Raw genomic sequence first — 12,984 nt, forward strand, 5'->3', positions numbered from 1 at the left:
CCAGGCCGCTACTTTCAGGAGAACCGTATGACGCACCCTCTGACTCTTCGCCGTTTATGTCTCACTACGCTGGTTTCCAGTCTGCTGCTCTGTGGCGTCAGCGCCCAGGCTAAAGAGTGGAAGTCGATCACCATTGCCACTGAAGGCAGTTATGAACCCTGGAACCTCACCCTGCCGGGCGGCAAGCTGGGCGGTTTCGAGCCTGAGCTGATGGCGGATCTCTGCCAGCGCATGGCGATCCAGTGCAAGCTGGTGGTGCAGAACTGGGATGGCATGATCGCCGGACTGAATGCCGGAAAATATGATGTGATCATGGATGCGATTGTGATTACACCCGATCGCAAAAAAGTGGTGAATTTCACCCTACCGTACGCCTCCACGCCCGCCACCTTTATCACCGTGAAAGGGTCACTGCTGCCCGCCGACAGTCAGATCATCAAGCTCACCGACGATGCCAAAACCGTGGAGCCTGCCATCGCCCGGCTGAAAGCGGCGCTGAAGGGCAAAACGATCGGTATCGCCTCCGGCACGGTTTACACGCCGTTTATCGACAGGTACTTCAAAGATGTGGCGGATGTGCGTGAATACACCAGCTCAGCCGATGCAATCCTTGATTTGCAGGCCGGACGCATTGATGCGGTGTTTGACGATGTGACCTTTGCGCAGTCGATGCTGGCGCGACCGGATAACCGTAACCTCAGCTTCAGCGGTCCACAGCTGGGTGGTCCAATCTGGGGAGAGGGCGAGGCGTTGGGCGTGCGCATGGCAGACAACGATCTGAAAGCCCGGCTGGATCAGGCGATCAAAGCCGCGCTGGCCGACGGCACCGTCAAAAAGCTGAGCGAGAAGTGGTTCAAAACTGACGTCACACCCTGAGAGAGGTAACGGATGATAAGCCTGCTGAGTTTTGGCCCGGACGGATGGGGACGGTTGATTCTGAGTGCCACGCTGACCACGCTGCTGCTGTCGTTTGCCGCGCTGCTGGTTGGCGCAGTGGTGGGATCGGGCGTTGCCGCCGCGAAGTTATCCCCGCATCGGGCGGTGCGCGGGCTGGGGGAAGGTTACTCGGTGATCTTTCGTGGCATTCCTGAGCTGCTGGTGATCTACCTGTTCTACTTCGGCGGATCGGGGTTGATCACGCAGATCGGACAGCTGTTTGGCGCGGACGGCTTTATCGAAGCGCCGCCATTTCTGATCGGGGCGCTGGCTATCGGGCTTATCTCCGGCTCTTATCAGGCGGAAGTCTACCGCGCCGCACGGCTGGCACTGGCGAAAGGGGAGATTGAAGCCGCTGTCGCAATTGGCATGCCGCGCTGGCGCATCCGGCAACGCATTCTGCTGCCGCAGGTGGCGCGCTATGCGCTGCCCGGCCTGTCAAACGTCTGGCAGATGAGCCTGAAAGATTCGGCGCTGGTGTCGGTGACCGGCATTGTCGAGCTGATGCGGGCCAGCCAGATTGCGGCCGGTTCGACCCGTAACTACTTCTCCTTTTACCTGGTGGGCGGAGCCTGTTACCTGCTGCTGACGCTGCTGTCGAACCGCGCCTTTCTGCGCGCCGAATCCCGTCTTGGTCGCGCCTGGCAAGGCCGCACCGCTGCGCAGCACTAAGGAGACTTATGATCGATTTTGCGTTCCTCACTGACACCTTCCTTAAACTCAGCGCCGCACTGCCGGTCACGCTAGGCCTGTTTATTAGTGCGTTTCTTTGCGGAGGCGTGCTGGCGGTGGGTATTCTGGCGCTGCGCATGAGCCGCTGGCGAGTACTGAGTGCGTTTGCCCGTGGCTACATCCTGGTATTTCGCGGCTCGCCGCTGATGATTCAGCTTTTCCTGATCTACTACGGTCTGGGGCAGTTTGGTGTGATCCGTCATAGTCTCTTCTGGCCGTTCCTGCGAGAGCCTTTTACCTGTGCAGTGCTGGCACTGTCGCTCTGTACCGCTGCCTACACTGCGGAGATCCTGCGCGGTGCGCTGCTGGCGGTGCCGCCCGGTCAGGTGGAGGCGGGAATGGCGTGCGGTATGTCGCGCGGGCTGCTGCTGCGACGGATTATCGCGCCGGTGATGCTGCGTTACGCGCTGCCCGCGTACTCCACCGAAGCGATTCTGCTGGTGAAATCGACCGCGCTGGCCAGCCTGGTGACGGTCTGGGATGTCACCGGCGTGGCGCAGCAGATCATTCAGCGCACCTACCGCGCCATGGAGGTGTTTCTCTGCGCGGCGGCGATCTACCTGATCCTCAACTTCATTATTGTTCAACTCTACGCCCTGCTGGAGCGGCGTCTGACGCCGGTACATAAACCGGAAAAAAAGCCGTTACTGACCGCTAAGCCGATTACCGGAGGAGAGAAAAATGTCTGAACTGCAACCCGTCACGCTGTCGGCCAGCGATATCCATAAATCTTTTGGTGCTATGGAGGTGCTGAAAGGCATCTCGCTGCAGGCGCACAAGGGCGATGTCATCTCCATTCTCGGTGCCAGCGGCTCGGGCAAAAGTACGCTGCTGCGCTGCATTAACCTGCTGGAAACGCCCGATTCCGGCGTGGTCAGCGTCGGCGGTGAAACCATAGAGATGAAGCGCCATGCACGCGGGCATCAGCTGGCCGCCAATCCGCGTCAGATTGAACGGTTGCGTTCCCGTCTGGGGATGGTGTTTCAGAGCTTTAATCTCTGGTCACACCTCACCGTGCTGCAAAATGTCATTGAAGGGCCGCACTATGTGCTGAAGCGCGATAAAAAAGCCTGTATCGCCCAGGCGGAGCAGCTGCTGGATCGGGTTGGCCTGCTGAACCGCAAAGATTTCTATCCCGCTCAGCTTTCGGGCGGTCAGCAGCAGCGGGTGGCGATTGCCCGCGCACTGGCAATGGATCCGGAGGTAATGCTGTTTGATGAGCCGACGTCAGCACTGGACCCGGAACTGGTGGGCGAGGTGCTGAAGGTAATGCGCAGCCTGGCGGAAGAGGGGCGCACCATGCTGGTAGTCACTCATGAAATGGGCTTTGCCCGCAATGTCTCTAACCGGGTGGTGTTTATGCATCAGGGCACGATTGACTGTCAGGGCACGCCAGAGGCGATGTTCGGCGAGGCGGGATCGACGCGCTTTAAGCAGTTCATCTCCAGTCACCATCAGGTGGAACCGGTGGTATGAGTGACGTGACGAAGCAGACGCAGGTCTGGGGCGATGGTCCGCTCAAATGGCAGGAACTGGTACAGGTTGCCCGGCACGGTGCCACCCTGACGCTGAGCGACAGTGCCTGGCAGCGAATCGCTCAAAGCCGTGAAATTGTCGGCAACATCGTGGCGGCGGGGCAGGTGGCGTACGGCATCAATACCGGGCTGGGGGCGCTCTGCAATATTACGCTGTCTGAAGATGAGCTGGGCCAGCTGTCGCGCAATACTCTGATGAGCCACGCCTGTGGCGTCGGACCGGTGCTGAAAAAAGCGGAGGTGCGCGCCATTCTGTGCGCCGCGATTGCTAACTACAGCCACGGCAAATCGGGTGTCTCAGTGGCGCTGGTACAGCAGCTGCTGGCGCTGCTGAATCAGCAGATTACGCCACAGGTGCCGTCGCAGGGATCGGTGGGGTATCTGACCCACATGGCGCATATCGGCCTGGCGCTGATTGGTATCGGCGAGGTGGAGTGGCGTGGCGAAATCATGCCCGCGCAGCTGGCGCTGGTACAGGCGGGGTTAGCCCCTTACCGGCCTGGCGCAAAAGAGGGGCTGAGCCTGGTTAACGGCACGCCCTGCATGACCGGCTTAGCCTGTCTGGCGCTGGACGATGCTGAGCGTCTGCTGGACTGGGCAGATGTTACCGGCGCGATGAGCTTTGAGGCGCTGCGCGGACAGCGGGTGGCCTTTGACCCTGAGGTGCTGGCGCTCAAGGCCAGTCCGGGGATTCAGCGCAGCGGCGAACGTCTGCGCCAGTTGTTACGTGACAGCCCGCTGCTGAACGCGAGCGTCGGCATCCGGACTCAGGATGCGCTGAGTCTGCGGTCGATGCCGCAGGTGCACGGTGCCTGCCGCGATCAGTTCGACCATGCCGCCCGTCAGGTGGAGACCGAACTCAACGCCTGTACCGACAATCCGCTGATTCTGGGCACCCCACAGGCCTGGCGCGTGGTGTCGCAGTCACATCCGCACGGTGAGTCGGTGGCAATGGCCTGCGACCTGCTGGCGATTGCGCTGGCGGAGCTGGGCAGCATTGCCGAGCGACGGCTGGATCGGCTGGTGAATCCGCTGGTCAGCGGTCTGCCGCCGTTTCTGGTGGCGGAGCCCGGCGTCAATTCCGGCATGATGATTGCGCAATATGTGGCGGCATCACTCTGCGCGGAAAACCGTCAGCTGGCGCAGCCTGCGGTGCTCGACAACTATGTGACGTCGGGATTGCAGGAGGATCATCTGAGCCTTGGCACCGGATCAGCGTTGAAACTGCTGAAGCTGGTCAGCAATGTTGATCACATTATTGCCATTGAGTACCTGCTGGCGGCACAGGCGCTGGAATTTCACGGTGAGTCACAGCTGGCAGCGGGCACACGGCGCGCCTGGCAGCTGTTGCGGCAGGTGGTTGAGCGCTGGCAGCAGGATCGCTGGCTGGCTCCTGACATCGCCCGCGCGGTGGCGCAGATTAAAGCGCACCGGGCCGATGCGCTTTTGGAGTGAGATTAGCTGCGGCGGGCGTCCGGACGGACTAAATCAAAGCGCTGCGCTTCACTGATCCCGTAATAGGCGCTGGGTCCGCCCGCCCGCAAAATCGGCTCGGCTTTGGCGGTCTGATAGATGCCCTCTTCAAGCAGCGATTCATCAATGTGTATCGCCACCGCTTCGCCCATCACCAGCCAGCTGTCGAGCAGGTTACCGCTGGCATCCTGCAACTGAATCAGCTGCGTCAGCCGGCACTCGAAGTTGACTGGGCTCTCTGCCACCAGGCTGGCGCTGACCTGTGAAGCGGCCAGCGGCGTGAGTCCCGCAAAGGCGAACTCATCCTGATCGGCTGGCAGCGAGGCAGAACTTTCGTTCATCGCTTCGGCCAGCGGACGGGTTGCCAGGTTCCAGACAAACTCTTTGGTCTCTGCAATATTCCGCACGCTGTCTTTCCAGCCGCTGCTGGCGAAACCGATAATCGGCGGATGATAGTTGAAGCAGTTGAAGAAGCTGTAAGGGGCCAGATTGCGCTGACCGCTGGCGCTGACTGAGCTAATCCAGCCAATCGGGCGCGGCCCGATGATGGCGTTCAGCGGATCGTGCGGCAGTCCGTGACCAGCACGGGGTTGATAGGAATAGCGTTTATGGCTCATAACGTCTCCGGCAGGGGATTTTATTTATCTTAGCCCGACAGCATCACCCGACGGAATCGGAAAGAGGTAAGCGGATGGTGCGGGTTTATTTTCCGCCGCCTACAGCGTATTGTACGCGCGCCTGAATAATTGAGAGAACGTATGAAAAAGTCAGCCAGCACGTCGCCCTTCCACGCCCGCAATCGCCATCAGGGAGAATACGATTTTGCCGCACTAACCGCTGCCCATCCGCCGCTGGCGGCGAAAGTCCGGCCTAACGGTTATGGCGTGCAGTCCGTGGATTTCGCGGACCCGGAGGCGGTGATGCTGCTGAACCAGGCGCTCATCAAACTCTTTTATGACATCGACTGGCAACTGGCACCCGGCTCACTCTGCCCGCCTGTGCCAGGACGTGCCGATTATCTGCACTATCTGGCCGATCTGCTGGCGCTGGACAACAACGGCGCGATCCCGGCGGCGGACGTGCTGGATGTTGGCTGCGGCGCAAACTGTATCTATCCGCTGATTGGGGCGGCGGAATATGGCTGGCGCTTTACCGGTACCGAAATTGATGAAGCCGCCATCAAAGCCGCTAACCGCATTGTCTCAGCCAATCCGCGCCTGACGCGTCAGATCCGTCTGCGTCGTCAGAAAAACAGCGATGCGGTGCTGGCGGGTGTGGTCAGCAAAAATGAATTTTTCAGCGCGGTGATGTGTAACCCGCCGTTCCACGCGTCGGCGGAAGAGGCCGCATCGGGTTCACAGCGTAAAGTGCGCAATCTTGGACTCGATAAAAGTGCGCCGCTTAACTTTGGCGGGCAGCACAATGAGCTGTGGTATCCCGGTGGCGAAAAGGCGTTCATCGGCAAAATGATCGCCGAGAGCGTAGCGTTTGGTCGCCAGATTGGCTGGTTTACCTCACTGGTGTCGCGCAAAGAAAATTTACCGGCGCTGGAGAAACAGCTGCAGACGCTCGACGTCGCCGAGGTGCGGGTGGTCAATATGGCGCAGGGTCAAAAGCAGAGCCGCTTCCTGGCGTGGAGTTTTATGCCTGCCGCCCAGCGCAGCAAGCTGCTGAGTCGCCTGGGGAACTGAGTCATCTCATTACGCAGGTAACAGGAATCTCTCTGCTGAGAAAAAAGGACGGGCTGCGATGCGGCCGTTTCAGACTGCTGACAAACCCAATCAGGGTTGCTATGGCAGCAACACATTAGCTAATAGCGCAGGGAACACGGGCAGAGGAGGAAAGCGTCCCGCGCCATGGACGGCGCGGGCCGAGCGACCAGGGATGGTTTAAGCGACTTTCCGATCTGCCCGTGTTCCCTTCGCAGGGTCGGTCTCACAGTTGGGCAGGGCAGACTTTGCCAACAATCAAAACGGGCCGCTAAGCGGCCCGTTTTGATCAGGAGACGTGCTGCAGGAATTCGCGCAGACGTTCGCTGGGGGGATTGCTGATCAGGCTGTCGGGATCGCCATCTTCCGCAATCCTGCCTTTGTCGATAAAGATCAGACGCGAGGCGACCTTCTGTGCGAAGCCGACTTCGTGCGTCACAATCACCATCGTCATGCCTTCTTCCGCCAGATCCTGCATCACTTTCAGGACTTCGTGACGCAGCTCCGGGTCCAGCGCTGAGGTTGGCTCATCGAACAGCATCATCTTCGGCTTCACCGCCAGCGCGCGGGCGATCGCCACGCGCTGCTGCTGGCCACCCGACAGTTCAGATGGGAAATGATGCGCACGCTCAGCGAGGCCCACTTTACCCAGCAGCTCTCGCGCCAGCTGGCGTGCGGCTTCTTTGCTGGCACCGCGTACCCGGATCGGACCAAAGGCGACGTTGTCCAGCGCACTCATCTGTGGGAACAGATGAAACTGCTGAAACACCATACCGGCTTCCTGGCGGATCAGACGGTCATCAACTTTCGGGTCATTGACGCGCAGGCCATCAACAATCAGCTCGCCGCTGGTGATCTCTTCCAGCTTGTTAATGCAGCGCAGCAGAGTCGATTTACCGGAACCGGATGGGCCGATAATGACCACCACTTCACCCTGGTTAATCTTCAGATCGATATTGTGCAGCACCTGGGTCTGGCCAAAATGCTTGGAGACATCTTTAAATTCAATCACAGGATTTTCACCCTTTTCTCAATGCGGCGCAGCACAAAGCTCAACACCAGCGTAATCACCAGATAAATGATCGCGACGGCGCTCCAGATTTCCAGAGCGCGGAAGTTACCGGCAATAATCTCCTGACCCTGACGTGTCAGTTCAGCCACGCCGATAACGATAAACAGTGAGGTATCTTTGATGCTGACAATCCACTGGTTGCCCAGCGGCGGCAGCATACGACGCAGTGCCAGCGGCATAATGACGTAGCGCAGCGTCTCGCGGCTCGACAGGCCAAGTGCCAGTCCGGCTTCACGGAATCCCTTGTTGATCGACAGCACGGCACCACGGGTAATCTCGGCAATATACGCGCCAGAGTTAATCATGATGGTCACCACTGCGGCGGTGAAAGGATCAATACGCAGGTCAGGGAATGCCATCGGCAGCGCAAAGTAAATAAACATCACCTGCACCACGATAGGGGTGCCGCGGATAATCTCGATAAACACCAGTGCGATGTTATTGGTGATCCAGCCACCGTAAGCGCGGGCAAAACCGGCCACCAGCCCGATAAACAGGCCGCCAACCAGGCCAATGATTGAGATAATTAAGGTCAGTTTGGCGCCTTCGAGCAGCGCTGGCATGGCGGGCCAGATGACGCTCCAGTCAAACTCCATGGTGTCACTCCAGATATGTTGCGATGGAAAAAAGCAGGGAAAAAGTTTCCCTGCTGAAATCAGATAACGGGCAAATTATTATTTAGGTTCGGTGCCAAACCATTTTTTATAAAGCGTGTTGTAGGTGCCGTTCTCTTTCAGGGTTTTCAGTGCGCCGTTTACTTTCTCACGCAAATCGTCGCTGCCTTTCGGGAACGCGATACCATATTGCTGCGCTTCAATCGAATCGCCTACCGCCTTAAAGCGGCCTTTACCGGCGGTGTGGATGAAGTACAGGATGTTTGGCGTGTCATGCAGCACGGCATCCGCACGGTTGGTGCCCAGCTCCATGTAGGCGCTATCAATGTTAGGGAACTGACGCAGATCTTTCGATTTGATGTTGGCTTTAGCGTACTCCACAGAGCCGGTGCCGCTTTTCACCGCGACGACTTTGCCGTTCAGATCGCTGATACCCTTGATGTCGTTTTCATTGCTACGCACCATCACCTGCAGACCGCTTTTGTAATAGCCATCAGAGAACTCGATCGCCTTTTTGCGTTCTTCAGTAATGGTGATACCCGCCAGTGCCAGATCGACATTGCGCGTTTGCAGTGCAGGGATAATGCCGCTGAAGTCCATTGGCTTCAGGGTGTAATCGAGCTTCAGCTCTTTCGCAATGGCATCCCACAGATCCACATCAAAGCCGACATACTTGTCACCCTGTTTGAATTCAAACGGAACAAAGGCGGTGTCGGTAGCAACGACCAGCTTCTTTTCTGCTGCTGTGGAGGAGAGGGAGAAGGCCAGCGCCAGCGCGGCCACAGAAACTTTTAACAGTGACTTCATCATTTTTCCTTTTTTTACTACCAGGCGGCAGGGCCTGCGTTTGCGGCTTGTCATATGAAAGAATTATGCCAACTTTGCAAAATCCGCGAAATCAGAAAGTTAAATAACACAGCTGACACGATTTTGCAGTTAATTCTGTCATTGCACCCTGTTGGTGCTCAACTTTGGTGCAGATAACTTTTTTGGTGCAAGCGGTAGTGTGCCTCAGATGTTAAGGCTGTGAAGCGGGGGAGGGAATAACTGTTAACAGGGTCATAAAATTGCGGTAACACAGACGTAAAAAAGGCGGGTTTCCCCGCCTGATTAAGTACATTACGTGTTATTCGATATTGGCTTCGATAAACCACAGGAACTTGTCCAGATCACGCGATGCCGCAGTGAAGATGTCAGCGGTATCTTCGTCTTTCACTTCAGAAATGGCTTTACGTGTATCGTTAGCAACAACGCTGTAGCGGTCTGCCAGGGCTTTCAGGTGATCCTGAACGCTATGGATATTCAGCGGATAGCTTTTCAGCGGAGTCGTGTCATTCACAACCTGCGTGGTGCCCAGCGCCACACCGCCCAGCTGTACGACGCGCTCAGCAATGGTGTCCTGATGGTCAGTAATCGTGGTGCGGAAGCCATCCAGCATCTCATGCACACCGATGAAATTCGCACCGCGCATGTTCCAGTGCGCCTGCTTAGTGATCAATGACAGGTCAATAAACTCGACTACCAGACGGTTCAACACCGCGATGGTGGCTTTCTTCTCATCTTCGGCCACATCATTGCGGGTATAAATCAGGTCAGAAGATTTCGTTTTAACCAATTTAGCGGTACTCATCGTTTCAGTCCTCTCTTTGATGGTTGTCCTAATCAAGTACCGAATAAGTATAGCAGCGCTTTTCAGCTTTGCAGAAACGACTTTGACGATGGATGAAATAGCGTGCGTCTTTATTAAAAGCAGGACGGTGCGGGTAAGGTTAAAGCTATGTTAAAATATGGATATTAATAAATAGCCATTTAAATCATAAAGTTATACTAAGTTGTAAATATCAGGTAAGTGACTGTTTCAAAATAGGATGAACCGTAAAGCGCAGCGGTTAAGAATAATTCTCATGCTGAGCATGATTGTTATTTCGCCCGCCAGCATGGCGGGCTGAAATCGCTTATTTATGCCTGTTGTCTGATAATTCAATGCTGCTTAACTGACTCTTTTTCGGACGCATAGTCAGTGTTGAACCTGCTGAGGCGATGATGATGGCCAGCAGCGCCAGCCACTGAAGCCCGGTCAGCGTTTCTCCCAGAAACAGCATGCCGGAAAAGGCGGCCATGGCGGGTTCAAGACTCATCAATGTACCGAAAATGCGCGCCGGTAAGCGGGTGAGGGCGATCATCTCCAGTGAATAGGGAATGGCGCTGGAGAGCAGCGCGACCAGCAACGCGATCGGCATAACGGCCCATGTCCAGATGCCGCTTTCGGCGAATGTCAGCCCCAGAGGCACAAAAATGACTGAGGCAATCAGCGAACCGATGGCCACGGTTGCGGGGCCATGTTCTGCGCCTGCCCGTTGTCCCGCCAGGATATAGATCGCCCAGCAGGCACCCGCACCCACTGCCAGCGCTGCGCCCAGCGGGTCAATCGCGGTCATGTCCGTACCAAAAGGCAGCAGGAACCACAGGCCAATTACCGCCAGCAACACCCAGACAAAATCCAGTGGCCGCCGCGATCCAAACAGCGCCAGCGCCAGCGGGCCGGTAAATTCCAGTCCCACTGCCACGCCCAGTGGCACGGTACGAATCGCCAGATAGAACGTAAAATTCATGGTGCCCAGAGCCAGTCCATACATCAGGAGGGGCAGACGCTGCTCCCGGCTGAAGCGTAAACGCCAGGGCTTGAAAATGACGCAGAGGATCAGGGTGCCAAAGCCCAGGCGCAGTGCAGTAATCCCGGTGGCACCTACTGAGGGAAACAGGCTTTTTGCCAGTGAAGCGCCGCCCTGCAGCGACAGCATCGCAATCAGTAGCACGGCAATAGGCATAACTATCGGGGCAAGATTTTTGGAAGCGGGAGAGGCAGACATCCTGTGTACTTTTCCTGGCCATTAACGTAATGAGGCAGCCAGTGTAAAGGAAATAGCGAGCAAAGAATTACGAAATCGCGTTTTATATTTGACTTAACTGAGCAAGTTTTGGCCAGAATCAGGGCCATTTAGGTAAAGAAATGTCAGGATTTTTTAGGATTTAACTTAAAGCATGAAATGAGCACAAAATGATTATTGCAGAAAGATGACGGATTTTATAAGAAAAATGAATGACATAGGATGTCACATTAACTTCCTGTTACACCAAACTTTCTGTTAGACAACAAAATCCGGGCAGAGTTTCTCGCTATTTTTTGTTATATTTTCAGCGTTGTCAGGAGAGAAGTATTTTCACATTTGAGGTGGTTATGAAAAAAATTGCATGTCTTTCAGCATTAGCCTGTGTACTGGCAGTATCTGCAGGTTCAGCAATGGCACAGAGCACCGTAACTGGTGGCTATGCTCAGAGCGACTATCAGGGCGTGGCTAACAAAGCTAACGGCTTCAACCTGAAATACCGCTACGAAGACGGTTCTAACCCACTGGGTTGGATCGGTTCATTCACCTACACTGAAAAAGATCGTACCGAAGCTGGCATCTACAATAAAGGCCAGTACTACGGTGTGACCGGTGGTCCTGCTTACCGTCTGAACGACTGGGCGAGCATCTACGGTGTTGTGGGTATCGGCTACGGTAAATTCCAGCAGAACGATACCGCATCACGCGCTAAAACTGATTCAAGCGACGTAGGCTTCTCCTACGGTGCAGGTCTGCAGTTTAACCCAATTCAGGACGTCGCGCTGGACGTGGGCTACGAGCAGAGCCGCATCCGCAATGTTGACGTTGGCACCTGGATTGCCGGCGTAGGTTACAGCTTCTAAGTTTAGCTTAGCTGACCTGCAAAAAAACGGCCCCTTGTGGGCCGTTTTTTATTGTGCTGGTTTTACCACTCCTGCCTTTCACTTCGAATCGATCTCCGATGGCTTCTGCTGTCCACAGCCAATAACCAGCCATAGCCGTTAATGCCGCAAGGCATACAGGTTTCGAGAACAAATAAGAAAAAGGGGTGCAGAAAGAGGGAAGTGGGCCTCTCAGCCGCTGGCTGAAAGGCGCTGAATCAAGGTTAGCCGCGCCAGATCAGATTCTGGCAGCGACGATCGGCAGGCTTATGGCCCAGCAGCTTTTCAATCAACATCAGACGCAGTGTGAACGGGGAACGCGTCAGCAGGCACAGCCAGGATTTCATCTCCGTGGTTGTTTTCTTTTCAGCCTGGAAGCATTTGCTGCAATCTAAGCAACATTTCAGGGTGCTCATAGAATCACCTCCCAATCATTGTCGACGCGGTAGTCAGCAGCCTGCGGTGAGAAACGTCATCACACCTGCGCAACAGCGGATCAATCAGGATCCCGCTTTTTGCTGCTTACATTATCAACAAATATAGCACTGGCTATATTGTTTAGCCACGCCTAATGACGAAAAATTTGAGCTTCTTTGCGGCTGGTTTACAATGAGCGCAGCTAAATCCGTATAGCAGTGTCGGTACGGGAAATAATAATGAGGAAGCTGAATGAGTCGTCGTGCTAAAAGCGTGGTTTCTGCGCCAAAAGGACCACTGAAAGATATTGAAGAGCATGTCGAAGGTTTTCGGCAGGTGCGTGAAGCGCATCGTCGGGAATTAATTGATGACTACGTTGAGTTAATCTCTGATTTGATTGGTGAATTTGGCGAAGCGCGTCAGGTCGATATGGCGGCCCGTCTGGGCGTTTCGCAACCTACCGTAGCGAAAATGCTGAAGCGGCTTGGCAGTGCCGGGCTGGTTGAGCAGGTGCCTTACCGGGGGGTCTTCCTGACCGGTGAAGGTGAGAAGCTGGCAGAGGAGAGCCGCGCCCGCCATCATATTGTTGAAAGTTTTCTGCTGGCGTTAGGCATCAGTCCCGAAACGGCCCGACGCGATTCAGAAGGTATTGAGCATCACGTCAGTGATGAAACGCTGGCTGTCTTTAAGAAGTTCTCCGAAACCCGTTAACGCTAAGGCGTACCCT

The 12,984-nt window shown here is 55.8% G+C and carries 15 protein-coding genes; 8 read left to right on the top strand and 7 right to left on the bottom strand.

Going from position 1 to position 12,984, the window contains the following annotated elements; genetic code table 11:
• Positions 1-27: 27 nt before the first annotated feature.
• The 5 genes from F3I20_RS10220 to F3I20_RS10240 are packed head-to-tail and all read left to right on the top strand — an operon-like array spanning position 28 to position 4,658.
• Entirely contained in the window at positions 28-876 is an 849-nt protein-coding gene (locus F3I20_RS10220; protein WP_150012111.1) for a transporter substrate-binding domain-containing protein, read from the top strand.
• A gap of 12 nt (positions 877-888) precedes the next feature.
• The gene (locus F3I20_RS10225) at positions 889-1,608 is read left to right on the top strand and encodes an ABC transporter permease (RefSeq protein WP_150012109.1); all 720 of its coding nucleotides are present in this window, start codon (positions 889-891) and stop codon (positions 1,606-1,608) included.
• A gap of 8 nt (positions 1,609-1,616) precedes the next feature.
• Positions 1,617-2,357: an ABC transporter permease gene (locus F3I20_RS10230; RefSeq protein WP_150037171.1), complete on the top strand. Its 741-nt coding sequence runs from the start codon at positions 1,617-1,619 to the stop codon at positions 2,355-2,357.
• A complete protein-coding gene (locus tag F3I20_RS10235; protein ID WP_013357244.1) occupies positions 2,350-3,144 on the top strand; it encodes an ABC transporter ATP-binding protein in 795 nt (264 codons plus the stop codon). The genes F3I20_RS10230 and F3I20_RS10235 overlap by 8 nt, the downstream gene beginning before the upstream one ends.
• Positions 3,141-4,658, top strand: coding sequence for an HAL/PAL/TAL family ammonia-lyase (locus tag F3I20_RS10240; protein ID WP_150037170.1), 1,518 nt, complete (start codon positions 3,141-3,143; stop codon positions 4,656-4,658). Before F3I20_RS10235 ends, F3I20_RS10240 begins: the two co-directional genes overlap by 4 nt.
• 2 nt (positions 4,659-4,660) lie before the next feature.
• On the opposite strand, the gene F3I20_RS10245 is transcribed toward F3I20_RS10240, so the two are convergent.
• Positions 4,661-5,293, bottom strand: a complete 633-nt coding sequence (locus F3I20_RS10245; RefSeq protein ID WP_150037169.1) for a flavin reductase family protein — start codon at positions 5,291-5,293, stop codon at positions 4,661-4,663.
• Between the two features lie 141 nt (positions 5,294-5,434).
• On the opposite strand from F3I20_RS10245, the gene rlmF reads away from it, so the two are divergent.
• Positions 5,435-6,367: a 23S rRNA (adenine(1618)-N(6))-methyltransferase RlmF gene (rlmF, locus tag F3I20_RS10250; RefSeq protein ID WP_150037168.1), complete on the top strand. Its 933-nt coding sequence runs from the start codon at positions 5,435-5,437 to the stop codon at positions 6,365-6,367.
• A 307-nt stretch (positions 6,368-6,674) separates the two neighbouring features.
• On the opposite strand, the gene glnQ is transcribed toward rlmF, so the two are convergent.
• The 5 genes from glnQ to rhtA form a co-directional block, all read right to left on the bottom strand.
• A complete protein-coding gene (glnQ, locus tag F3I20_RS10255) occupies positions 6,675-7,397 on the bottom strand; it encodes a glutamine ABC transporter ATP-binding protein GlnQ (RefSeq protein WP_010254327.1) in 723 nt (240 codons plus the stop codon).
• Positions 7,394-8,053, bottom strand: coding sequence for a glutamine ABC transporter permease GlnP (gene glnP, locus F3I20_RS10260; RefSeq protein ID WP_013357248.1), 660 nt, complete (start codon positions 8,051-8,053; stop codon positions 7,394-7,396). The genes glnQ and glnP overlap by 4 nt, the downstream gene beginning before the upstream one ends.
• Positions 8,054-8,131: 78 nt before the next feature.
• Positions 8,132-8,878 carry a glutamine ABC transporter substrate-binding protein GlnH gene (gene glnH, locus F3I20_RS10265; RefSeq protein ID WP_150037299.1) on the bottom strand — a complete coding sequence of 249 codons (747 nt, stop codon included), beginning with the start codon at positions 8,876-8,878 and terminating at the stop codon, positions 8,132-8,134.
• A 319-nt stretch (positions 8,879-9,197) separates the two neighbouring features.
• Positions 9,198-9,701 (bottom strand): DNA starvation/stationary phase protection protein Dps, encoded by a 504-nt coding sequence (gene dps / locus F3I20_RS10270; protein ID WP_033731968.1) that lies wholly within the window; start codon positions 9,699-9,701, stop codon positions 9,198-9,200.
• A gap of 325 nt (positions 9,702-10,026) precedes the next feature.
• Positions 10,027-10,941 carry a threonine/homoserine exporter RhtA gene (rhtA, locus tag F3I20_RS10275; RefSeq protein WP_150012101.1) on the bottom strand — a complete coding sequence of 305 codons (915 nt, stop codon included), beginning with the start codon at positions 10,939-10,941 and terminating at the stop codon, positions 10,027-10,029.
• A gap of 368 nt (positions 10,942-11,309) precedes the next feature.
• Between rhtA and ompX the strand changes: the two genes are divergently transcribed.
• Entirely contained in the window at positions 11,310-11,822 is a 513-nt protein-coding gene (gene ompX, locus F3I20_RS10280; protein ID WP_150012099.1) for an outer membrane protein OmpX, read from the top strand.
• Positions 11,823-12,064: 242 nt separating this feature from the next.
• Here the strand turns inward: ompX and F3I20_RS24415 are convergent, their stop codons facing one another.
• Positions 12,065-12,256: a hypothetical protein gene (locus F3I20_RS24415; protein WP_033782439.1), complete on the bottom strand. Its 192-nt coding sequence runs from the start codon at positions 12,254-12,256 to the stop codon at positions 12,065-12,067.
• Between the two features lie 253 nt (positions 12,257-12,509).
• Here F3I20_RS24415 and mntR point away from each other — a divergent pair, with 253 nt between their 5' ends.
• Positions 12,510-12,968, top strand: a complete 459-nt coding sequence (gene mntR, locus F3I20_RS10290; RefSeq protein WP_010254350.1) for a manganese-binding transcriptional regulator MntR — start codon at positions 12,510-12,512, stop codon at positions 12,966-12,968.
• The last annotated feature ends 16 nt before the right edge of the window (positions 12,969-12,984 follow it).

It is taken from the genome of Candidatus Pantoea gossypiicola, from assembly GCF_008632075.1.
Lineage (GTDB): Bacteria > Pseudomonadota > Gammaproteobacteria > Enterobacterales > Enterobacteriaceae > Pantoea > Pantoea gossypiicola.